Source organism: Pseudomonas sp. TE3911, assembly GCF_054062775.1.
Map to the genome: position 1 here is coordinate 3,619,773 of NZ_JBSSFP010000001.1, position 21,575 is coordinate 3,641,347.

Sequence of the window (21,575 nt, forward strand, 5' to 3'; positions counted from 1 at the left end):
CGATGGCAGAGTGTCAGTCACCTGATGTGTGGCTGAAGCACCGCTATCGGGGGCAAGCCCCCTCTCCCATTTGGACTTGTGTTCAGTTCAGGACTTCGCTCAGCGGGATGAAATTAACCCGATCACCGAGTGCCAGCGTCGTCCCTTCCAACACCTCCACAAACCCCTCCGCCCACGCCGCGCTGCGCAGCACGCCAGAGCTTTGGTTACGGTAGATGATCGCCTTGCCCTGCTCGATGCGCCCGCGCAGATACTCGCGACGATTGCCCGGTTTCGGCCAGACGAATCCCACCGGGACTTCGAACCGCAACGGCTCCACGTCGGCCACACCTTGGCGACGCAGGATGTAGGGGCGCGCCAACAGTGCGAAAGTCACCAGGGTCGAGGCCGGGTTACCCGGCAGGCCGATCACCGGCACGCCACGGAAATGCCCGACCGTCAGTGGCTTGCCAGGTTTGATCGCGAGCTTCCACAGGGCCAGTTCGCCCTCTTCACGCAGGGCGATGCCAAGGAAGTCCGCTTCACCTACCGACACGCCACCGGTGGACAGGATCAGGTCGACACTGCCCAGGCCCGCCAATCGCGTGCGGGTCTGTTCCAAGTCATCCGGCAGGATCCCGGCGTCGATCACTTCACAGCCCATGCGTGAAAGCCAACTGCACAGTACGCGACGATTGCTGTTGTAGATCTGGCCGGGCCCCAGCGGCAAGCCGGGTTCGATCAACTCGTCGCCGGTGGACAGCACGGCCACGCGCGGGCAGCGCACTACATTCAGACGATCACAGCCGAGGGACGCAGCCAGGCCCAGCTCAATCGGGCCCAAGCGCGTCCCGGCTGACAAAACGAGTTCACCGACCGTGGTTTCCTGGCCCTGAGGGCGGATGTTCTGGTCGGCGTGCAGGGGCTCGGTAAAGCTCACGCGCTCATCGGCGTGAACCACCGCATTTTCCTGCATCTCCACGCAATCGGCGCCTTGCGGCACCGGTGCGCCGGTGAAGATGCGCGCGCAAGTGCCCGCGGCCAGAGGTTCAGGCGCCTGACCGGCAAAGATGCGCTGGCTCACCACCAGCGGCTCACCGGTCCAGTCCGCCAGGCGCAGCGCGTAACCGTCCATGGCACTGTTCGGCCACGGCGGCAGGTCGAGGGTGGAGACCAGATCCTGCGCCAATACCCGGCCATCACACTCGGCCAAGGGCAAGGCGTGCGGCTCACGGATCGGCGCAGCTTCGGCCAGCGCCAACAGGTGCTGCAGCGCCTCTTCCACGGGCATCAGCGCGCCGGTCTTGCCAGGCTTACCCACGGGATTCACAAGGCGCGGCCTGTTTCAGGTGCGGGACGAAGTTGCAGGGGCGATGGCGGTTGTCCAACTGCTCGGCAAGAATGCCGTCCCAACCCGTGCGCACCGCATTGGTGGAGCCCGGCAGGCAGCACACCAGGGTGCCATTGGCCAAGCCGGCCAGGGCACGGGATTGCACGGTGGAGGTGCCGATGTCGGCCACGGATATCTGGCGGAACAGTTCGCCAAAGCCGTCGACCTGCTTGTCGAGCAGGCAGCTCACGGCTTCGGGGGTGCTGTCACGGCCGGTGAAACCGGTGCCGCCGGTGATCAGCACCACTTGCACCACGTCTTCGGCAATCCAATGGGCAACCTGGGCGCGGATCTTGTAGAGGTCGTCCTTGAGCAGTACGCGCTCGGCCAGGTTGTGCCCGGCGGCGGTGAGGCGGTCGACGAAAACCTGGCCCGAGGTGTCGGTGTCCAGGGTGCGGGTGTCGCTGACGGTCAATACAGCGATATTCAGGGGTACGAAGGGCGCATCAGCCTTGGCTTTCATGGCACGGTCCGGTTGTCGGAGGAACAGCCCGGTGTTATATCACAGGCCCCTATTTACCTGCCGCAGCGGAACCTTTATGTCGTTAGATTCTTCGCCCCTTCCCTGCTCGATTTTGCTGTTATCCGGCGGGCGCGGCCAGCGCATGGGCGGCCAGGACAAAGGTCTGTTGGCATGGCGCGGCCAGCCATTGATCGCCCATCTACAGCGCTTGGTGCGAGCGTTGACGGATGACCTGATCATCTCGTGCAATCGCAACCAGGACCTCTACGCGCCCTATGCCGACACGCTGGTGAGCGACGACAGCCCGGACTTTCCGGGCCCGCTCGCCGGTATCCGCGCCGGGCTGGCCGCAGCGCGCCATGAGCACCTGCTGATATTGCCGTGCGATGTGCCGGCTATCGACGCGATCCTACTGACCGACCTGCTTAAGACCGCGCGGCAAAACCCATTGGTGCCCGTGATGGTGCGCCACGGCGAATTCTGGGAACCCTTGATCTGCATCATCCCTACACACCTCAAAACCGAGGTAGAACAGGCCTGGCAAGCCGGCGAGCGAAGCCCGCGCAAGATATTCCTGCAATTGGGCGGCGTGGGGCTGGAGTGCCCGGCGGATGACCCACGGCTGGCCAACCTTAATACGCCGGAGCTGTTACAGCCGAGCTCTGACGTGTCAGAATGAACTTTCGCACAAGGAACTTTGGCGACGCCTTACGCGTCTCAAGGTCAGCAATTAAAAAGTATTCTCTCGGAGACAAACCCATGACTCAACGGACCATCGCCGCTCTCATGCTTGCACTGGGCATCGCCACCCTCGCCGGTTGCGCCTCGCCGACAGTGATCACCCTGAATGACGGTCGCGAAATCCAGGCCGTCGACACCCCTAAATTCGATAAGGATTCGGGCTTCTACGAGTTCGAACAACTGGACGGCAAGCAGACCCGTATCAATAAAGATCAGGTCCGCACCGTTAAAGACCTGTAAGTCTTAGCGTTTGCCTACAAGGCCCGCCTCGCGCGGGCCTTGTCGTTTCCGGGGGTTACCAATCGAGGGTGATCTGGCTGCGAAAACGACGCTCTTCGCCGGTGACCGGGTCGATAAACCGTACGCCCTGGGCCAGCAGCTTGAGCGGGTTGGCGTAATCGTCGACGGCATCCTTGAGCACGTCCGGGTAGAACGGGTCATTGCAGATGCTCGCCCCCAGCGCGGTCATGTGAACGCGCAGTTGGTGCTTCTTACCGGTCACGGGAAACAGGCCGTAGCGCCATAGATCACCATTTTTTTCCCGCACCTCCACCGCCGTTTCGGTGTTGCTGGCGCCCTCGCCTTCCTGCATGCGGAAGAAGGGTTCGCCGTCCACAAGGCGACTTTTGTGCACCAACGGGAACGTCAAACCAGGTAAGGCCGGGGCAATGGCTTCGTAGAATTTATCGATCTGGCGCTTGGGGAACAATTGCTGATAGGCCGAGCGGCTGGCGGGGTTGGCCGAGAACAGCACCAGCCCGGCGGTGTGCCGGTCGATACGGTGCAGGGGTACCAGCGACGGATTATCCAGGCGGCGAATCAGGCGGCGCAGCAGGGTTTGCTCGACGTACTCTCCGGCCGGGGTCACGGGCAGGAAATGCGGTTTATCCGCCACCACCAAGTGCTCGTCGGCGTACAGGATGGTTTCCTGCACCGGGATCACCTTTTCGTTCGGCACTTCACGGAAGTAGTAAATGCACAGACCTTCCTTGTAGGCGAGGTCCAGCTTGATGGGGCTGCCGTTGATATCCAATACCCGTCCGCGGGCGATGCGGTCCAGCCAGTGCTCACGGCTGATCGCCGGGAAGTGCTCGCACAGGCAATCGAGCACGGTCGCCCAAGGGCCTGGCGGCAAGTAGAGAGTGCTGGCTTGGTGTTGGGACGCGGAAAAACCGGAAGTGGACATGCCGATGCTCGAAGCCTTGAAAAAACCGATGGGCATTATCCCGCACGACGCGGGATTGAGCCTAGGGCGGATCTCAGGCTTTGGCTAATTGCGTGCGCAGGATCGGCGACGCACTGGCCGCTTCGGTGAATTCCTTGAGCCAACGCAGCACATCCACCGCTTCCCAGCGACCGGGATCGTACAAGGCGTAGAGCAAGCCCTGATAACCCACCACATCCAGTTGCTTGTGGTAACCGGCGCGCTGGAACAACGCTTCGATCTCCGCAAAGCAGGTATTGAAATGCACTTTGTTAAAGGGCGTCTTGCCTTCCGTGACCAAGCCATCGAGGCGCAGCTCGTTCACCGCGTCGCGCACGACGTCGGCGGACATGCGATTGACGCTGCTTTTCAGTTGTTCAACATTCACCACGGGCGTTCCCTCTATTCAATCGCTGTACAAACATACAGTAACGTAATAATTGGAAACCCGCCATCGCATAAACGTCAGCGCAGGAAGGCAACGACCTGTTCAGCGTCAAAGGGCCAGTCCAATTCGGCGCCGGTATCCACCCGTCGAAGCACCGGAATCCGCAGCCCATAGAGGTCGGTGAGATCTTGGGGATCGGTGATGTCAACCAGCTCCACCAACAGCCCGTGTTCGACGAGCGGCATGATTTCGGCTTCGGCAATCTCACAAAGATGGCAACCCAGGGTGCCGAACAACTGGCATTCAGGAAGCATGGCGAAAGGACCTGATCAGAAAACAGATCAACATTCTAGGCTTGCGTAAGACCCGTGGCGAGCCGATAAACCCTGACACAGATCAGCATGACGTATAACTGATTCAGCGATTCTCGCGGCTTTTTGCCCGCTCACCCTGCAACGGAGATGCTCGTGTTCGCCAACCTGCTGATCATTTTGGCCTCATCCCTTGTGGTGATTGCGCTGTTTCGCCGACTGCAACTGCCGCCCGTTCTGGGCTACCTGTGTGTGGGCCTCGCCGTGGGACCTACGGCGCTGGACTGGGTGAATGACAGCGAAGAGCTGCCCGACCTCGCCGAGCTTGGCGTGGTGTTCCTGTTGTTTTCCCTGGGCCTGGAGTTCTCCCTGACAAAGATGCTCGCCCTGCGCCGCGTGGTGTTTGGCCTGGGCAGTTTGCAGGTGCTGGGGTGCAGTGCGCTGCTTGGAGGCTTGTTGATGGCCTTTGGTGTGGCGCCCGGCATCGCGTTGCTGCTGGGTGCGGGCTTGGCATTGTCATCCACGGCCATCGTCAGCAAAGAGCTGACCAGCCTCGGAGAAATCTTCAGCAGCCATGGCCAGAACGCGATTGGCGTGCTGCTGTTCCAGGACGTGGTAGCCGTGTTGCTACTGACCTTGGTGCCCGTGTTTGCCGGCAGCAGCGATCAAGCCTGGTACTGGGCGCTGCCGCTGACGCTGGGTAAAACCGTGTTGCTGTTTGTTGGCCTGCTGCTGGCCAGTCGCTGGTTGTTGCCGCGCCTGTTCCATGAAGTCGCCGCGTCCCACTCGGCGGAGCTGTTTGTGTTGCTTGCACTGGTGATCGTGTTGCTGACCGCCTGGCTCACCCATTTGCTGGGTCTGTCGCCGGCCCTCGGCGCCTTCCTGGCCGGCATGCTGCTGGGCGAAAGCCATTACCGCCATCAGATCGAAGCGGATATCCGACCGTTTCGCGACATCCTGCTGGGGCTGTTTTTCGTCAGTATCGGCATGTTGATCGACCTGCAATTGTTCATCAGCCACAGTCTGCTGATCCTCGGCCTGACCCTCGCGCTGATGCTGATCAAGGGGTGCGTGGTAGCGGTGCTGGTCAAGCTGCGGGGCAGCGACAGCGAAACCGCCTGGCGCAGCGGCTTGGCCCTCGCCCAGGGCGGTGAGTTCTGTTTTGCGTTGATGGCGCAAATGCAGCAAAGCCGGCTGATCCCGGATGAATTCAATGGCTTGCTGCTCGCCGCCACGTTCTGCTCGATGCTGCTGACGCCACTGCTGTTGCGCGCCGCCCCGGCGATTGCCCTGCGCCTGCACCGCAAACCCAACCAGCAAGTGCAACTGGAGGAAATCACCGCGCTCAATGCCGAGTTACGCGGCCATGCAGTGATCTGTGGCTACGGCCGTGTCGGGCAGTCCATCGGGCGCTTTCTGCGGCGGGAACAACAAGCCTTTATCGCCCTGGATGACGACCCGGAACGGGTACAGGAAGCCGCCACCGAGGACAGCAGCGTGCATTACGGCGACTGCCGTCGCGGCGCCCTGCTCAGTGCGGTGGGCCTGGAACGCGCGCGGTTGGTGGTAATTGCCGTGGACAACAGCGATGTCGCCCTGGTGGTGTTGAAAGAGGCGCGCCGTATCAACCCCGAGGTGCCGATTCTGGTGCGCACTCGCGATGACAGCCAGTGGGCCGAACTGAAAGCTGCGGGCGCCAGCGAAGTGGTGCCCGAACTATTGGAGTCGAGCCTGATGCTCGCCTCCCACGCCTTGATCCTGCTGGGCCTTCCGGACCACCAGGTACAGGCGCGGGTCGATGAAGTGCGACACAACCGCTATCGCCTGCTGCACGGCTCTTTCACGCCGCCGAACAGCGACGATCAATCCTGACTGACCGCGCCGATCTTGTGGATCGACAGGTCCGCACCGTAATACTCCTGCTCCTGACTCAGGCGCAGGCCACCGACGCGTTTGATCACCCCATACACCAACAGGCCGCCGCCGAACGCGACTGCCACGCCGAGGCCGGTGCCGATCAACTGGCTAACCAGGCTCACGCCACCCAGGCCGCCCAGCGCGGTCTGGCCAAAGATGCCGCAGGCAACCCCACCCCACACACCGCACAGGCCATGCAATGGCCACACGCCCAGCACGTCATCGATCTTCCAGCGATCCTGGGCGGCGATAAAGCACCAGACAAACAGCCCACCGGCGACCACACCGGTGACCAGCGCGCCTACCGGATGCATCAGGTCGGAACCGGCGCAGATCGCCACCAGCCCGGCGAGCGGGCCGTTATGCAGGAAGCCTGGGTCGTTACGGCCGATCACCAGCGCAGCAACGGTGCCGCCGACCATCGCCATCAACGAGTTGACCGCCACCAGGCCACTGACGCCGTTGAGGGTTTGCGCGCTCATCACGTTAAAGCCGAACCAGCCGACGATGAGAATCCACGAACCCAGCGCCAGAAACGGAATGCTCGATGGCGCAAAGGCGACCAAGCGTCCTTCCCGATAACGTCCGTTACGCGGGCCCAACAGCAACACCGCCGCCAGCGCCAGCCAGCCGCCCATGGCGTGCACCACGACAGAACCGGCGAAGTCATGAAAGCTGGCGCCAAAGGTGGCGAGCAACCAGGCTTGCAGGCCGAAATTGCCATTCCAGACCATGCCTTCGAAAAACGGGTAGATAAACGCCACGATCAACGCAGTAGCGCACAACTGCGGAGCAAACTTCGCGCGCTCGGCAATGCCGCCGGAGATGATCGCGGGGATCGCTGCCGCAAACGTCAGCAGGAAGAAGAATTTCACCAAGCCATAGCCATGGTCCGCGCTGATCACTGCCGCCGGTTGCATGAAGCTCACGCCGTAGGAGATCCAATAGCCTATAAAGAAATAGGCCAATGTAGAGATGGCGAAGTCGCTGAGGATCTTCGACAGCGCGTTGACCTGATTTTTTTGGCGAACGGTGCCGACTTCCAGGAATGCGAAGCCGGCGTGCATCGCCAGTACCATGACCGCGCCGATCAGGATAAACAGGGTGTTTGAACTGTGGACCAGAGTGTCCACCGCACTTTGCAAATTTTCCATGAAGGTTGGCAGGCCTGCATTAAAGGCAAAAAGCACCAAAGCGGTTCAAGCCACGGTTGCGCGCACTAAATTGGCACCGCCGGTACCGCCCCTCTTCACAGGGCGTGAACCGCTTTAGCGCAGCGATCAACACAACAGGCTGTTGCCGACAGGGTTTTTCCGCGAGTTTCAGTTATTTAAGGTAAGGTTTTTGATGGTTTGAGGCCTTACCGCCCAGATTCAGCGCAGGCACCCGTGCATGCGCACCAAGGCAAAGCAAAAGCTGTACCACGCAATTGCAGTGAACCTTCACCGACGCCGGTGACTCGAAACCACACGTACCGATCAGCCAATCACGGAGATAACCATGGCCAGAAAAACAGCACAGACAGCCCAAGAGATACTGATGGCGGATTTTCAAACCCTGGTCAGTGATACCGAAAAGCTACTGGATGACACCGCGATCCTGGCGGGTGACCAGGCGGACGAACTGCGCAGCAAGATTCATGAAAGCTTGCTCAAGGCCCGTGAAACCCTGCAACTGACCGAAGACTCCCTGCGCGAGCGCGGCCAAGCTGCGGTCACCGCTACTGAAGACTACGTACAGGCCAACCCCTGGCAGTCGGTGGGTATTGCCGCTGGTGTGGGCTTTCTGATCGGCCTATTGGCTACAAGGCGCTAACATTATGTCTATCGGCGAAAGCGGCTCGGCCACGGGCGCAAGTTCTACCTCAAGACGCCTGGGCGCGGCCGTTCTAGGCTTGCTGCACAGCCACGTCGAACTGTTCGGCATCGAATTGCAGGAGCAGAAAGCACGCACCGTCAGCCTGCTGCTGTTTGCCGGCTTGGCCTTGGTGTTTGCCCTGTTGTTGCTGGTCGGGTTGTCGACGCTGGTGATGATCCTGGTCTGGGACACCGGCTACCGTCTCACCGGGATCATCTGCCTCTGCTTGTTCTACAGCCTGGCCGCCGCGTTCTGCGGGGTGCGCTTGAAAGCAGCAGTTTTCGATGAGTCCACGCCCTTCCACGCCACGCTTGAAGAGCTGGCCAATGATCGGGAGCGCCTGCTGCCATGAGCATGACTGAGATCCCGCACAACACATCCCGTCGAGAAATGCGCAAGGCACTGATTCGCCTGCGCATGGAAATGCACCGCCAGGAAATCCGTCATGAGTCCCAACAATTGATGGCTCCGCTGCACAAAGTGCGCGACATGCGCCACAACTGGCAGGACAGCCTGGGCATCAAGCACGCGCCGCTGTGGGGCGTGGCGGCAGTGACGCTGATGGGCTTTTTTACCGGGAAGGGTGCCAAGGGCGGCAGTATCAGCAGCGTGACCCGGCTGGTGCGGCTGGGCGCAGGTTTGATCCCGCTGATCAAATTAGCGATGGCAGGTACTTCCCGAAAAGGATGAGCCCTGCTGGCTGCATTCTTGCAAACAGAATCGGCCCGGCCTTCGTCATTGAAGGCCGGGCCTCTTTTTTTCGCTACCTCTCATAAGGAGGTCCTGTGATTGACGGGCAACCGCTCGCCTGCTTCCAGCCGTTTATTGACACTGCCACCGGACGCATTGCCGGCGTCGAGGCCTTGGGTCGCCTGCGCCAGGCTGACGGCAGCTTGCAGTCTGTGGGCCCGTTGTTCGCGGACCCGCGCACGCCAGGCACGACGTTGCGACGCCTCGACCGTCAGATCCGCGACAATGCCTTGAGCCGCCTGCATGAAGCCCCCGACGATTGGTTTCTGAGCCTGAACATCTCGCCCCGCTGGATCAACCGGTTGCGTCCGGGCCAGGCCCTGCCGAGCTTGAAACAAATCCACACCCACGGCGTTGACCCGCAGCGCATTGTGTTCGAGATCACCGAACTGGGTGGCGATATCCAGCGCTTGGCCGATGTGGTCGCGCGTTATCGCGAGGCCGGTGCGCGTATTGCCATTGATGACTTCGGTGCCGGCTATTCCCAGCTTGACCGGGTGCTGGCGTTGCAGCCGGATATCCTCAAGTTGGACATGCGCCTTTTCCAGGAAGCCGCCAAGGGCGGGCCAAGCAGTGACGTCGTGCGGGCGCTGGCGCAGATGGCGGAAAAAACCGGCTGTTGGATCATTGCCGAAGGCGTGGAAACTGAAGCGCAACTGAGCTTTGCCCTGGAATGCGGCTCGCGCTATGTACAGGGCTATCTGTTCGCGCAGGCACAGCTGGATTGGTTTGCCACCGACGCCTTCGTGCCACGCTTTGCCCAACTGCGCGCAGCGTACGTCCAGCAGAAGCTGGCAGAGCGTGGACGCATCATGGACCTGCGCCAGCAGTTGGCCGAGCTGATGAAAATCCTCCAAAGCTGGGCCCTGGGCCAGGCACCGCTTAGCCAGTTACCACAATTGCAGGATTTCCCATGGCTGCTGCGCTTTTATCAGTGCGACCGACATGGCACGCAACTCACGCCGAACTTCGAATGGCGCCAGGACGCCTGGCAGGCCGACACCCGTTACCTGGGCCACAACTGGTCATGGCGCCCGTATTTCTATCATCTGCTGGCCGAAGGTTGGGACGAGCGGCGCCTGACCTTGTCGTCGACGTATCGCGACGCCACCACCAACCAGTATTGCCTCACTGCCGGACAATTCTTCGATAACGGTCAGCGCTTGCTGTTAATTGATATCGACGCCGCCGGGTTGTAGATTTTCGCTTGCCCCGCCAAGGTGGAACCGGGAAGCTGGGAGGGTCATTCACCGCACGGAGAGTACCCGCCTTGGATTGGCCTACCCTGCTTACCCGCGAACGGCTTGGAAAGCCCCTGCACAGCCCGGAAGAACTTGGCCGCAGCCCTTTTCACAAAGACCATGACCGCATTATTTTCTCCGGCGCATTTCGCCGCCTGGGCCGCAAGACCCAGGTGCACCCGGTGTCCAGCAACGACCATATCCACACCCGCCTGACCCACTCCCTGGAAGTCAGTTGCGTGGGCCGCTCACTCGGCATGCGCGTCGGCGAAACCCTGCGCAGTGCTCTGCCCGACTGGTGCGAACCGAGTGATCTGGGCATGGTGGTGCAATCAGCCTGCCTGGCCCATGACATCGGCAACCCGCCGTTCGGGCATTCGGGCGAAGACGCCATCCGGCACTGGTTCCAACAGGCCGCCGGGCGTGGCTGGCTGGACGACATGAGCAGCGCCGAGCGCAATGACTTCCTCAATTTCGAAGGCAATGCCCAAGGCTTTCGGGTACTGACCCAGCTCGAATACCATCAGTTCGACGGCGGTACACGACTGACCTACGCGACCCTGGGCACCTACCTGAAATACCCCTGGACCGCTCGCCACGCCGACGCCCTTGGCTACAAGAAACACAAGTTCGGCTGCTACCAGAGCGAACTGCCGATCCTCGAACAGATCGCCCACAAGCTCGGTCTGCCGCAACTGGAAGAACAACGCTGGGCCCGTCACCCATTGGTCTATCTGATGGAGGCCGCAGATGACATCTGCTATGCCCTGATCGACCTGGAAGACGGCCTGGAAATGGACTTGCTGGAATACGCCGAAGTCGAGTCGCTGCTGCTCGACCTGGTAGGCGACGACCTGCCGCAGACCTATCGGCAATTGGGATCTCAGGACTCGCGCAGACGCAAGCTGGCGATCCTGCGCGGCAAAGCCATCGAGCATTTGACCAACGCGGCGGCGCGAGCCTTCGTCGAACAGCAGGATGCCTTGCTGGCCGGCACCCTGCCCGGCGACTTGGTGGAGCATATGCACGGGCCGGCCAAACGCTGCGTGCTGGATGCCAAAGACATGGCGCGCAAGAAAATCTTCCAGGACAAACGCAAGACCTTGCATGAAATTGGCGCCTATACCACGTTGGAAATACTGCTGAACGCTTTTTGCGGCGCGGCATTGGAGCAGCATGGCGGACGAACGCCCTCCTTCAAGAACCGGCGTATTCTCGACCTGCTGGGTAACAATGCACCGAACCCGGCTTGGCCGTTGCACGCCTCGTTCCTGCGCATGATCGACTTTATCGCTGGCATGACCGACAGCTATGCCACCGAGATGGCGCGGGAAATGACCGGGCGTTCGAGCCCTCAGTAACGTCATTTATCAAGTTGCCTGTTCCCTGAAGAGAATCGCCCTACGACGGGAACAGAGCGGCCTGATCGAATTCGCACAAACTCCCGAGGAATAATCGCTCACGCTCCGGGCAAATCTGGCGAACAGTTCCTACATGCCCTCCATCGACGCTTCACTCACCGTGTGCCCTCTATGCCCAATTACCCCCTTCGAATCCTGTTGGTGGAGGACCATCCCTTTCAACTGCTCGCCACCCAGTGCCTGCTCAAGAGCTTTGGTTTTGAGCAACTGACCCCGGCGGAAAACGCCGGACAGGCAATCCGTTTGATGACGCAGGCCCAAGCGCCCTTCGACATCCTCCTGTGCGACCAGTGTCTGCCCGACCTGCCCGGGCTCGAGTTGATTGAAATCGCCAGTCGCCAATGCTTTATAAAGGCCGCCATCTTGCTCAGCGGGCTTCCAGAGGCAGAACTGTCGGCGCTGCATAACCAAGCCCTTGAACGTGACCTGCCATTGCTCGGCTATTTGCAAAAGCCGTTGAATAAAGATGAACTTGCAGGCCTGATCCATATATTACTCACGCTATAAGTGTAGGAACTTAAACAAACTAGGCCGTCGAAAAGTTTACGTATAAGTGTCGCAAACTCCTTGCAATCACACGCTAACCCATCCCCTTGGGAAACCCTGGCCGCTCGTCTCGCGACGCCTTCACGCCCGGTAGGGCTTTACCTTTTTTAATGTAGGAACTTTCCTGTTTTATACCTGCACCCCCTCAAGTTCATGCTTACCCCTCACCTTCTGAGCTAATGTGCCCGCTTTATTTGCACTTGCATGGAATATGATCATGAACACAGTTTTTATTATTGATGACCACCCCGTTATAAGACTGGCCATACGCATGTTGTTGGAGCACGAGGAAAACTTCAAAGTAGTCGGCGAAACGGATAATGGATGCGACGCGATACAAATGGTCCGCGAATGCATGCCGGACCTGATCATCCTGGACATCAGCATTCCCAAACTCGATGGACTCGAAGTGCTTTGCCGATTCAACGCCATGAGCGCTACGATGAAAACCCTGGTTTTAACGGCTCAATCCCCCACTCTCTTTGCCACACGCTGCATGCGTTCGGGGGCCGATGGTTATGTATGCAAGGAGGGCGATCTGAGTGAACTGATGAGCGCCATCCGTGCCGTACTGTCCGGCTACAACTATTTCCCCAGCCAGGCCTTGAACGCCAACGATGAGAGCTGCAAGGAACTTGAACTGTTCAAGGCCGTTAATGATAGAGAGTTGATGGTATTGCAACTTTTTGCACAAGGCCGAACCAACAAGGAAATCGCAAAAGGCATGTTCCTGAGTAACAAAACCGTAAGCACATATAAAAAGAGGCTGATGCAAAAACTTCAAGCCAAGTCCTTGGTAGAACTTATCGAGTTGGCAAAACGAAACGCGCTAGTGTGAGAAACCGGATGCCCAGGCGTATAAAGGACTATTTGATTATATTGAGTGCCGGCTTGTGCTTCAGCACCGCTGTGCCTGCGACACCTCCAGCGAGCACGGAACATTTCAACCTATTGAGTCGAGCAAGCTCCGTACAGCTGGAAACCCACTTGGACAAGGGCCAGCGCCAATGGCTCCAGAACAAACGCGAACTGGTGCTGGGCACTGCGTTCCCTGACTACCCACCTTTTGACCTCACCTCCAGCGGGCGCGACTATGAGGGACTCACCGCTGATTACGCTGGCTTGCTGGCCATGGCACTGGCCTTGCCGGTGAAAGTGATGCGCTACCCCTCCCGAGAAGCCGCCATTCGTGCTCTCGAAGCAGGGGATATCGACTTACTGGGCTCTTCCAACAGCTTTGAAGCGGCAAAACCTAACCTGATCCTGTCGGAGCCCTATGCCGTGGATCGACCCGTCCTGGTGACCCGCGAAGGTGAAACCCGCAGTCTGAGCGAGGGGTTGGCCGGGATGCGCCTGGCACTGGTCTACCACTATCTACCACTGGCCGAGGTGGAAAAGCTGTACCCCAAAGCCGTCATCCGCGCCTACCCCTCTTACCAAAACGCTTTGAATGCAGTGGCTTTCGACCAGGCTGACGTCTTTCTCGGCGATACCATTTCCACCCACTACATGATCAACAAGGGCTACCTGAAAAACATCCGCATGGCCAACTTCGGCAAACATGAAGCCTATGGGTTCAGCTTCGCAATGCTCCAGGACCAGCAAACACTGTTGAGCATCGTCGACGCGGCACTGAGGGCCGTGCCGACCACCGAACGGGAGGCGATCGCCAAGCGCTGGAGTGCCGGCAGTGACATTCTGCTGACCGACCAAAAGTTGCAATTGACCCTGCGCGAAGAACGTTGGCTAAAGGATAACCCGGTGGTCAAGGTGATCGTGAACCCCACCTTTGCGCCGCTGACGTTCTTCGACAACGATGGCAACTTTCGCGGAATCACCGCTGACCTCCTGGAACTGATTCGCCTGCGCACCGGGTTGCGCTTCGACATCCAGCGCGCGCGTGATGTGGACACGATGATCGAACAGGTCGAGGCCGGCAAAGCAGACATCATTGGCGCTATCGCCCCCAGCGTCGAGCGGGAAGCCCAACTGAACTTCAGTCGCCCCTACCTGGAAAACTCCTACGTAATGTTGACGCGTAAGGACGGCCAGGCACCTACAAGCCTGGAGGAAATGTCGGGCAAACGACTGGCGATCACTCAAGGCAGCCCACTGAAGAAACTCCTGATTGAGCAGTTCCCAAAGATTCAGTTAGTAGAAACGGGTGACACCTTTAAATCAGCCGAACTCCTCGTACAAGGCAATGTTGAGGGGGCCGTGAATACTCTGGTAGTCGCCAACTACTTCCTGACCTCGCAGATGTTCCAAGACAAGATTCAAATCAGCTTCAGCATTGGCACAATGCCCGCCACCTTTGGATTGGCAACATCACGCAGCGCCACCGAACTCAGTTCGATCCTCGACAAGGCCTTGCTCAGCGTCGCCCCTGACGAGTTGGGTGTGATCAATAGCCGTTGGCGCGGCTATTCCGCAGCCTCCGACAGCTACTGGCGTGACTATCACCAACTGATTGCGCGCATCATCATCGGCACCGGGTTGTTGTTGCTGATTTCACTGAGTTGGAACGCTTACATGCGCCGCCAAATCAGGCACCGGAAAATGGCCGAGCGCGCCCTCAATGACCAGTTCGAGTTCATGCGTGCACTGGTCAATGAAACCCCGCATCCGATCTACGTGCGTGATAACAAGGGACTGTTGCAGACCTGCAACGATAGTTACCTGCAGGTGTTCGACGTCAAGCGCGAAGACGTGATCGGTAAAAGCGCAGTTCAGATCAGTACAGCTCTCGCGGCAGAAGCGGCGCAATATCATGCCGACTATCAACGTGTGGTGGCCGAAGGCAGGCCAATGATCGTGGACCGCACCCTGCATATTCGTGGACAGAAACTGACGATCTACCACTGGATCCTTCCCTACCGCGATTCCGTCGGTGAAGTTCAGGGCATCATCGGTGGCTGGATCGACATCAGCGAGCGACGTCAGCTGTTCGACGAACTTCGCACCGCCAAGGAGCGAGCTGACGAAGCCAATCGCGCCAAAAGCACGTTCCTCGCCACCATGAGCCATGAAATCCGTACGCCTATGAACGCGGTGATTGGCATGCTGGAGCTGACCCTCAAGCGGGCAGACCAGGGCCACCTTGATCGGCCGGCCATCGAAGTGGCCTACAACTCGGCCAAGGATCTGCTGGAGCTAATCGGCGACATCCTGGACATCGCACGTATTGAGTCCGGTCGCCTCAGCCTGGCACCCGAACGCGTCAACCTGAGGGAGGTGATCGAATCGGTAGTGCGTGTATTCGACGGCCTGGCACGCCAGAAGAGCCTTAGCCTGTTGCTGGAATTCACGCCAGACCTAGAAGACACCGAAGTCCTGATTGACCCCCTGCGCTTCAAGCAGGTGCTGTCCAACTTGATCAGCAATGCGATCAAATTCACTGAACGTGGCCAAGTAAAAATCAAGGTGCATGTATCCAACACTGAATTGGCGCAGCAGATCGAGATGAAGCTGGTGGTGGAAGATACCGGCATCGGCATCAGCCGGGACGATCAAACGCGTCTGTTCGAACCCTTTGCCCAGGCGGACAATTCGGGACATCTGGCCAGGAGCGGTGCGGGCCTGGGGCTGGTGATCTGTCGCAGCCTGTGCGCGATGATGGGTGGGCAACTAAGCCTGAGCAGCGTGCCTATGGTCGGCACGCAGGTGCATGTGAGCCTGAAGATGAATCGCCTGCAGGCACTGCCGGTAGTCGACGAACTCAAGCCAACAACACCCGCCAGCGTGTCTGTGCTCAATGTACTGGTGGTTGATGATCACCCGGCGAATCGCCTGTTGATGTGCCAGCAACTCGGCTACCTGGGCCACCAGTTCACCGCTGCCCAGAACGGCGCGGCGGGCTTCCAGGCCTGGCGCCAGGAGCACTTCGACCTGGTAATCGCCGACTGCAATATGCCGATCATGAATGGTTACGAGCTGAGCTGCTCAATCCGTGAATACGAGCAACGCGAGAATCTAACCCCTTGTGTGGTACTGGGCTTTACCGCCAATGCCCAGCCAGAAGAGAAAAAACGCTGCGCACAGGCGGGCATGAATGACTGCCTGTTCAAACCTATCAATCTCACGGCGCTGGAGCAGCAACTGGCGAAAATCAGTCCTCAACCCACCGGCCTGATCCAGGACATTGGCAACTTCGAGGCCCTTACCGGTGGCGATCCGCAGATGAGTCGTCTGCTGCTGGAGGAGTTGCTGAGCAGCAGTCGTCAGGATCGCCAGGAACTGGTCGCACTGATGGTTGCGCAGGCATCGCCCCAGGACATCATCGAACAGGCTCACAAGATCAAGGGCGCGGCTAGAATTGTCCAGGCCAGTACGCTGGCCTCGCGGTGCGAAGCCCTCGAACAGGCCTGTGCCCGTGGTGATGACAGGCCCTTGATCGAAATAGGCGTGAAGTCATTGGAAAAGCTGATGTTGGAACTCGAAAGGATGCTGCAAGAGCGGCTTCAAAGACTGGATGGCCAATAAGGGGCGGGTTGCGCCCCTCACTTGATCAGCAGTCGGTCAAGCGGAGGAAAATTGCCGCCAACTGTTCGATTCCGGCCTGATCCTGAGGGGTAAAGCGGGCCAACGACGGGCTATCGAGGTCGAGGACGCCGATCAACTTACCGTCCTTGAGCAGTGGCACGACCAGCTCACTGTTAGACGCGCTGTCACAGGCGATATGTCCTGGGAATGCATGCACATCCTCTACTCGCTGGGTCTGCTGCGACGCTGCAGCAGCGCCGCAGACCCCTCGGCCAAACGGAATACGCACACAGGCGATCTGCCCCTGGAAGGGGCCAAGCACCAGTTCTTCATTGCGATTGAGGTAAAAGCCGGCCCAATTCAAGTCATCCAGTTGGCTAAAGAGGAAAGCGGAAAACTGCGCGCTGTTGGCGATGAAATCGCGCTCATCAGCCAGCAGCGACTCCAATTGGGCACACAGTAGGGCGTAGCCACCGAGACCAGTGCCGGCTTGTTGTAAATCGATCATGGTTGACGCTCCAGTAATTTGAGACCCACCCAGTAACGGGCAAATTGATACGCGCAGCGGCCGTTGCGGTTACCGCGCCCGGTCGCCCAGCGCACCGCGAGAATGTCGAGGGCTTCGTCGCGCTGCCATTGCAAACCGGCCTTGCTCGCTAGCTCACCGATCCAGTGCTCGACCACATCCAGGAAATGCTCTTGGGTGAACGGGTAGAAGGACAGCCACAAGCCAAAACGGTCTGACAAGGCAATCTTGTCTTCCACGGCCTCGCTGGGGTGCAGTTCCCCATCCACCCTCTTCCAGTTGTCGTTGTCACTCTGATTTTCCGGCACAAGGTGACGGCGGTTGGACGTCGCGTACAGCAGCACGTTTTCAGGCGCCTGTTCCAGGGAACCATCCAGCACGCTCTTGAGCACACGGTAGTCGCCCTCGCCGGCTTCGAACGAAAGGTCATCACAAAACAGGATGAAACGCTGCGGCAGCTTGAGCAGTTGCTCAACCACACGGGGCAAATCCGCCAGGTGGTCACGCTCGATTTCGATCAGGCGCAAACCGGCCTTAGCGTGATGAGCGAGCAACGCGCGCACCATGGACGATTTACCGGTGCCGCGCGAGCCCCACAGCAACGCGTGGTTGGCGGGCAGTCCATCAAGAAACTGCTGGGTGTTACGCGCCAATGTTTCGCGCTGCTTGTCTACACCGATCAGGTCGGAAAGACGCATGTCCAGGCTTACGTCCAGTGGCAACAGAAAACCGCTGCGGCCTTCGCGCTGCCAGCGGGCGGCCAGACAGTGGCTCCAGTCGATGGCTTGGCGTGGCGCGGGCAACAAGGGCTCCAGGCGAGCGAGCACTGCATCGGCTCGCTCCAGAAAGGCATTCAATCGAGAATCCACGATTATTCCTCTGGCAAGTTCTTGTAAAAGATGGCGTATTGGCAACCCTGCGACAGACCGCTTGGGGCTGCGTAAAAAACGGTTCATGCCGGGCAAGCCTAAGCCTGTGGATGTTCAGCTATGCTTGCCGGGCGAAGGGAAACGTGAAGTGGTTCAACACTCGATGGATATCAAGTTCGCCCACCGCTTGTCTTATAAACAAGCCAGATTGACTGTGCTGGTCGGTTTCGTCTTGGGAACCTTGCTCAGCCTGATCCAAATCGGCATTGATTATGCCAGCGAAGACGCATCCATCAACCGTGAAATACGCTCACTGATCGAAATCAGTCATAACCCAGCATCACGTATTGCTTACAACATCGATGCTGAATTGGCCCAGGAACTGACCCTCGGACTGTTGCACTCCCCTGCCATCATTCGTGCGCAGTTGATCGACAACAATGGCGTGGTGCTCGCCGATGTCGACCGGCCTCGTAGAGAAAGCACCTACCGGCCTATCAGTGACTTCATGTTTGGCGCCAACCGCCAGTTCGAAGACCAACTGTTCCTGAGCCATATGCCCAACGACCCACTGGGTGTACTGCGTCTGGATGTAGACACCTACGCCTTCGGCAGCCGGTTCCTACACCGCGCCGAGATCACCCTGCTCAACGGATTCGTACGCAGCCTATTACTGACCGGGATTTTGCTGGGTCTTTTCTACGTGATGCTGACCCAGCCGCTGGTGCGCATCATTCGTGAGTTGAGCACTCGCAAGCAGGCCCACCTGGACTGTCCGCCCGGGCATGAAAATGACGAAATCGGCGTACTGGTGAACGTCGCCAACCAGCAATTTGAAAATATGGAAACCGAAATCCAGCAGCGCCGCCACGCCGAAGACCGACTGACGGAATATCTGGGGCAACTGGAAGATATCGTCTCCGCACGCACACTTGAACTCAAGGCTAGCAACCAGCGACTGACCCAGTCCAACGATGAGCTCGAAACGGCGAAGATGAATGCAATAGGCATGGCTCAGGCTCGGGCAGCCTTCCTGGCGAACATGAGCCACGAAATCCGCACCCCGCTCAACGGCCTGCTGGGCATGATCGCGCTGTCGCTGGACAGCGCGTTGAATGCTGAGCAGCGCCAGCAACTGTCTATCGCCCATGACTCCGGCAAAGTGCTGGTGGAGTTGCTCAACGACATTCTCGACCTGTCCAAATTCGACGCTGGTCAGTTGGAGCTGGAGCGCATCCCGTTCGACCTTGGTGCACTTATTGAAGATACCGCCAACCTCTTGTCGCAGAATGCCGCACCGAGCGTGGAACTGACGTGTTTGATCGACCCGCAGTTCCCGGCCCAAGTGCTAGGTGACCCGACCCGTGTACGTCAGATCGTCAGCAACTTACTGTCCAACGCTCTGAAGTTCACGCGATTCGGTCGAGTTGATGTGCGCCTGCGCACTTACGACGGCGGCGTGAGCATTGAGGTCTGCGATACCGGCATCGGCATTGCGCAGGAAGCGCAAGTGAAAATATTCCAGCCGTTCACCCAGGCCGGCGCCGGGATCACTCGTCAGTTTGGCGGGACAGGGCTGGGTCTGGCGTTGACTCACAATCTGTGTGAAGCCATGAAGGGACGGTTGAGTATCAGTTCAGAGGTAGGCTTTGGCAGCCAGTTCTGTGCGCAACTGCCATTACCTACCCACTTGCCCGCCGTGCAGCCACCGCCTCTCACAGGCAAGGTCGTTGCCATCACCAACATCGGCGGTGGCCTGACCGAGTTGCTCACGACCCTGCTGCCCAGTTGGGGCCTTACCCCCCAATGTTTCACCATGGATGACGACTTGAGCGGGCAAACGCCTGACTTGCTGATTACCGACTGCCCTGAATGTCTGTTCCGTATACGACCGGGCATTACCGCGCCCATCCTGCTGGTGACGGCCTATGGCAATTTCATGCCCAGCGAAGAGGTCGCGGCGTTGGCGCCTTTGCACCAGCAAGCACGCCCCTTGAGCCGCAACGCGCTGTACCAGATTCTTCAGCGCAATTTACGCACCGACATGCACCTGGTTCTTGACCCCATCCAACTGGATGCCGCCCCACTCGCGCATCGCGGCTGCATACTCCTGGTGGAGGACAATCCGGTAAACCAACTGGTGGCCAAGGGCATGCTCAGCAAGCTGGGCTGCGAAGTGATAGTGGCCGCCCACGGTGGTGAAGCACTGAAGTTTCTTGAAGAACAACGCTTCGATATGGTGCTGATGGACTGCAACATGCCGGTGATGGATGGCTACGAGGCCAGCCGGCAGATTCGCCGCAGCGGGCGCTGGCCAGACCTGCCGATTGTCGCGCTGACTGCCAACGCCATGCCCGAAGAACGAGAGCGCTGCCGTGCGGCGGGGATGAATGACTATCTGGCTAAACCGTTCCGCCGCGAAGAACTCAATGCGCTGCTGGACCTGTGGGTGCCTCGGACGACAGCGCTCTGATCTGCGCCAATAACTGATCCAGGCCAACGCGCAAGGTGTCTGCCTGATTCAGATCAACCCCGCTGTCGCACAACAACCGAGTCTTCAGAACGAGAGCCTGATCACGCAGTTCCACGCCGGTGTCACTCAAGCTCAGATGCACCTCCCGTTCATCCTGGGCACTGCGCCGGCGCCGCACCAGTGAAATCTGCTCCAGCCGTTTGAGCAAGGGTGTCAGCGTGCCCGAGTCGAGCATCAGGCGTTCGCCCAGAGCTTTGACTGTCGGCTGCTCAGGGGCTGCGTCGTGCCATTCCCATAACACCAGCATCGCTAGGTATTGCGGATAAGTCAGGCCCAACTGGTCGAGCATCGGCTTATAAGCGCGGGTCACGGCCCGTGAGGCGGCGTAGAGTTTGAAACACAGCTGGTTATCCAGTGCCAGGGACACCGCGGGCAAGTCGGTCATTTGAGCAGGGCTTCGATCTCTTGGGTAAGGTCTTTTGGCTTGGTGGTAGGGCCGAAGCGCTTGACCACCTGGCCGTCACGGCCGATGAGGAACTTGGTGAAGTTCCACTTGATGCCCTTAGACCCCAACAGGCCCGGCGCCTGTTTTTTCAATTGCACGAACAGTGGATGGGCATCGCTGCCATTGACGTCGATCTTCTTGAACAACGGAAAGCTGACACCGAAATTCAGCTCACAGAACGTTGAGATAGCGCCTTCGTCACCGGGCTCCTGCTTGCCGAACTGATTGCAGGGAAAGCCCAGCACCACCAGGCCCTGGTCTTTGTACTGCTGCCAGAGCTGTTCCAGCCCCTTGTACTGAGGGGTGAAGCCGCACTTGCTGGCAGTGTTGACCACCAGCACGGCCTTGCCGGCGAAATCGGCCAAGGTCTTTTGCTCACCCTTGATGGTGGTGCAAGGGATGCTCAGCAGGTCGTTGCTCATGGCAGTGCCTCGATAAAAGCGGAAAGAAGTAGAAACATAGCAGGCAATTCAATTGTGTACAATTGAATTGATCAAACTGATGATCCGTTA

Annotated in this window: 22 protein-coding genes; 12 read left to right on the forward strand and 10 right to left on the reverse strand. The window is 59.0% G+C overall.

Features of this window, described 5'->3' with window-relative positions; genetic code table 11:
- Positions 1 to 82: 82 nt before the first annotated feature.
- Both ACVWXD_RS16335 and moaB read right to left on the reverse strand, forming a co-directional pair.
- The gene (locus ACVWXD_RS16335; protein ID WP_095184238.1) at positions 83 to 1,309 is read right to left on the reverse strand and encodes a molybdopterin molybdotransferase MoeA; all 1,227 of its coding nucleotides are present in this window, start codon (positions 1,307 to 1,309) and stop codon (positions 83 to 85) included.
- On the reverse strand, positions 1,293 to 1,832 hold the full coding sequence (gene moaB / locus ACVWXD_RS16340) for a molybdenum cofactor biosynthesis protein B (RefSeq protein WP_032889090.1): 540 nt from the start codon (positions 1,830 to 1,832) through the stop codon (positions 1,293 to 1,295). The genes ACVWXD_RS16335 and moaB overlap by 17 nt, the downstream gene beginning before the upstream one ends.
- A 76-nt stretch (positions 1,833 to 1,908) precedes the next feature.
- On the opposite strand from moaB, the gene mobA reads away from it, so the two are divergent.
- A complete protein-coding gene (mobA, locus tag ACVWXD_RS16345; RefSeq protein WP_122680113.1) occupies positions 1,909 to 2,511 on the forward strand; it encodes a molybdenum cofactor guanylyltransferase MobA in 603 nt (200 codons plus the stop codon).
- Between the two features lie 80 nt (positions 2,512 to 2,591).
- Complete coding sequence (locus ACVWXD_RS16350) at positions 2,592 to 2,813, forward strand: YgdI/YgdR family lipoprotein (RefSeq protein WP_032889086.1); 222 nt, start codon at positions 2,592 to 2,594, stop codon at positions 2,811 to 2,813.
- Positions 2,814 to 2,868: 55 nt separating this feature from the next.
- Here ACVWXD_RS16350 and ACVWXD_RS16355 read toward each other — a convergent pair whose 3' ends face one another.
- From ACVWXD_RS16355 to ACVWXD_RS16365, 3 genes are all read right to left on the reverse strand, one after another.
- Positions 2,869 to 3,759, reverse strand: a complete 891-nt coding sequence (locus ACVWXD_RS16355) for a pseudouridine synthase (protein WP_442116798.1) — start codon at positions 3,757 to 3,759, stop codon at positions 2,869 to 2,871.
- A 73-nt stretch (positions 3,760 to 3,832) separates the two neighbouring features.
- A complete protein-coding gene (locus ACVWXD_RS16360) occupies positions 3,833 to 4,168 on the reverse strand; it encodes a hypothetical protein (RefSeq protein ID WP_032889084.1) in 336 nt (111 codons plus the stop codon).
- 74 nt (positions 4,169 to 4,242) lie between these two features.
- The gene (locus ACVWXD_RS16365) at positions 4,243 to 4,479 is read right to left on the reverse strand and encodes a glutaredoxin family protein (protein ID WP_095184236.1); all 237 of its coding nucleotides are present in this window, start codon (positions 4,477 to 4,479) and stop codon (positions 4,243 to 4,245) included.
- A gap of 147 nt (positions 4,480 to 4,626) precedes the next feature.
- Between ACVWXD_RS16365 and ACVWXD_RS16370 the strand changes: the two genes are divergently transcribed.
- The gene (locus tag ACVWXD_RS16370) at positions 4,627 to 6,348 is read left to right on the forward strand and encodes a cation:proton antiporter (protein WP_032889081.1); all 1,722 of its coding nucleotides are present in this window, start codon (positions 4,627 to 4,629) and stop codon (positions 6,346 to 6,348) included.
- Here ACVWXD_RS16370 and ACVWXD_RS16375 read toward each other — a convergent pair.
- Complete coding sequence (locus ACVWXD_RS16375) at positions 6,339 to 7,547, reverse strand: ammonium transporter (protein WP_032889301.1); 1,209 nt, start codon at positions 7,545 to 7,547, stop codon at positions 6,339 to 6,341. The two genes, ACVWXD_RS16370 and ACVWXD_RS16375, sit on opposite strands and share 10 nt — an antisense overlap.
- Positions 7,548 to 7,893: 346 nt before the next feature.
- Here ACVWXD_RS16375 and ACVWXD_RS16380 point away from each other — a divergent pair, with 346 nt between their 5' ends.
- The 8 genes from ACVWXD_RS16380 (at position 7,894) to ACVWXD_RS16415 (ending at position 16,690) form a co-directional block, all read left to right on the forward strand.
- Entirely contained in the window at positions 7,894 to 8,208 is a 315-nt protein-coding gene (locus ACVWXD_RS16380) for a DUF883 family protein (protein WP_032889079.1), read from the forward strand.
- Positions 8,209 to 8,212: 4 nt separating this feature from the next.
- The gene (locus ACVWXD_RS16385; protein ID WP_032889077.1) at positions 8,213 to 8,602 is read left to right on the forward strand and encodes a phage holin family protein; all 390 of its coding nucleotides are present in this window, start codon (positions 8,213 to 8,215) and stop codon (positions 8,600 to 8,602) included.
- Positions 8,599 to 8,940, forward strand: coding sequence for a hypothetical protein (locus tag ACVWXD_RS16390; protein WP_032889075.1), 342 nt, complete (start codon positions 8,599 to 8,601; stop codon positions 8,938 to 8,940). Before ACVWXD_RS16385 ends, ACVWXD_RS16390 begins: the two co-directional genes overlap by 4 nt.
- A gap of 95 nt (positions 8,941 to 9,035) precedes the next feature.
- Positions 9,036 to 10,199: an EAL domain-containing protein gene (locus tag ACVWXD_RS16395; RefSeq protein WP_260366583.1), complete on the forward strand. Its 1,164-nt coding sequence runs from the start codon at positions 9,036 to 9,038 to the stop codon at positions 10,197 to 10,199.
- 71 nt (positions 10,200 to 10,270) lie between these two features.
- Positions 10,271 to 11,602, forward strand: coding sequence for a deoxyguanosinetriphosphate triphosphohydrolase (locus ACVWXD_RS16400; RefSeq protein ID WP_095184233.1), 1,332 nt, complete (start codon positions 10,271 to 10,273; stop codon positions 11,600 to 11,602).
- A 171-nt stretch (positions 11,603 to 11,773) separates the two neighbouring features.
- Entirely contained in the window at positions 11,774 to 12,169 is a 396-nt protein-coding gene (locus ACVWXD_RS16405; protein WP_081797772.1) for a response regulator, read from the forward strand.
- Between the two features lie 256 nt (positions 12,170 to 12,425).
- Positions 12,426 to 13,046 carry a response regulator gene (locus ACVWXD_RS16410; protein WP_457371185.1) on the forward strand — a complete coding sequence of 207 codons (621 nt, stop codon included), beginning with the start codon at positions 12,426 to 12,428 and terminating at the stop codon, positions 13,044 to 13,046.
- 8 nt (positions 13,047 to 13,054) lie between these two features.
- A complete protein-coding gene (locus ACVWXD_RS16415; protein ID WP_081797770.1) occupies positions 13,055 to 16,690 on the forward strand; it encodes a transporter substrate-binding domain-containing protein in 3,636 nt (1,211 codons plus the stop codon).
- Between the two features lie 25 nt (positions 16,691 to 16,715).
- On the opposite strand, the gene ACVWXD_RS16420 is transcribed toward ACVWXD_RS16415, so the two are convergent.
- Together ACVWXD_RS16420 and ACVWXD_RS16425 are read right to left on the reverse strand one after the other, a co-directional pair.
- Positions 16,716 to 17,198, reverse strand: a complete 483-nt coding sequence (locus ACVWXD_RS16420) for a GAF domain-containing protein (protein WP_032889067.1) — start codon at positions 17,196 to 17,198, stop codon at positions 16,716 to 16,718.
- Complete coding sequence (locus ACVWXD_RS16425) at positions 17,195 to 18,085, reverse strand: ATP-binding protein (protein WP_032889064.1); 891 nt, start codon at positions 18,083 to 18,085, stop codon at positions 17,195 to 17,197. Before ACVWXD_RS16425 ends, ACVWXD_RS16420 begins: the two co-directional genes overlap by 4 nt.
- A gap of 163 nt (positions 18,086 to 18,248) precedes the next feature.
- On the opposite strand from ACVWXD_RS16425, the gene ACVWXD_RS16430 reads away from it, so the two are divergent.
- Positions 18,249 to 20,558, forward strand: a complete 2,310-nt coding sequence (locus ACVWXD_RS16430; RefSeq protein ID WP_032889297.1) for a hybrid sensor histidine kinase/response regulator — start codon at positions 18,249 to 18,251, stop codon at positions 20,556 to 20,558.
- On the opposite strand, the gene ACVWXD_RS16435 is transcribed toward ACVWXD_RS16430, so the two are convergent.
- Together ACVWXD_RS16435 and ACVWXD_RS16440 are read right to left on the reverse strand one after the other, a co-directional pair.
- Complete coding sequence (locus ACVWXD_RS16435) at positions 20,512 to 21,003, reverse strand: MarR family winged helix-turn-helix transcriptional regulator (protein WP_095184231.1); 492 nt, start codon at positions 21,001 to 21,003, stop codon at positions 20,512 to 20,514. The two genes, ACVWXD_RS16430 and ACVWXD_RS16435, sit on opposite strands and share 47 nt — an antisense overlap.
- Entirely contained in the window at positions 21,000 to 21,485 is a 486-nt protein-coding gene (locus ACVWXD_RS16440) for a glutathione peroxidase (RefSeq protein WP_032889060.1), read from the reverse strand. The genes ACVWXD_RS16435 and ACVWXD_RS16440 overlap by 4 nt, the downstream gene beginning before the upstream one ends.
- Positions 21,486 to 21,575: the final 90 nt, after the last annotated feature.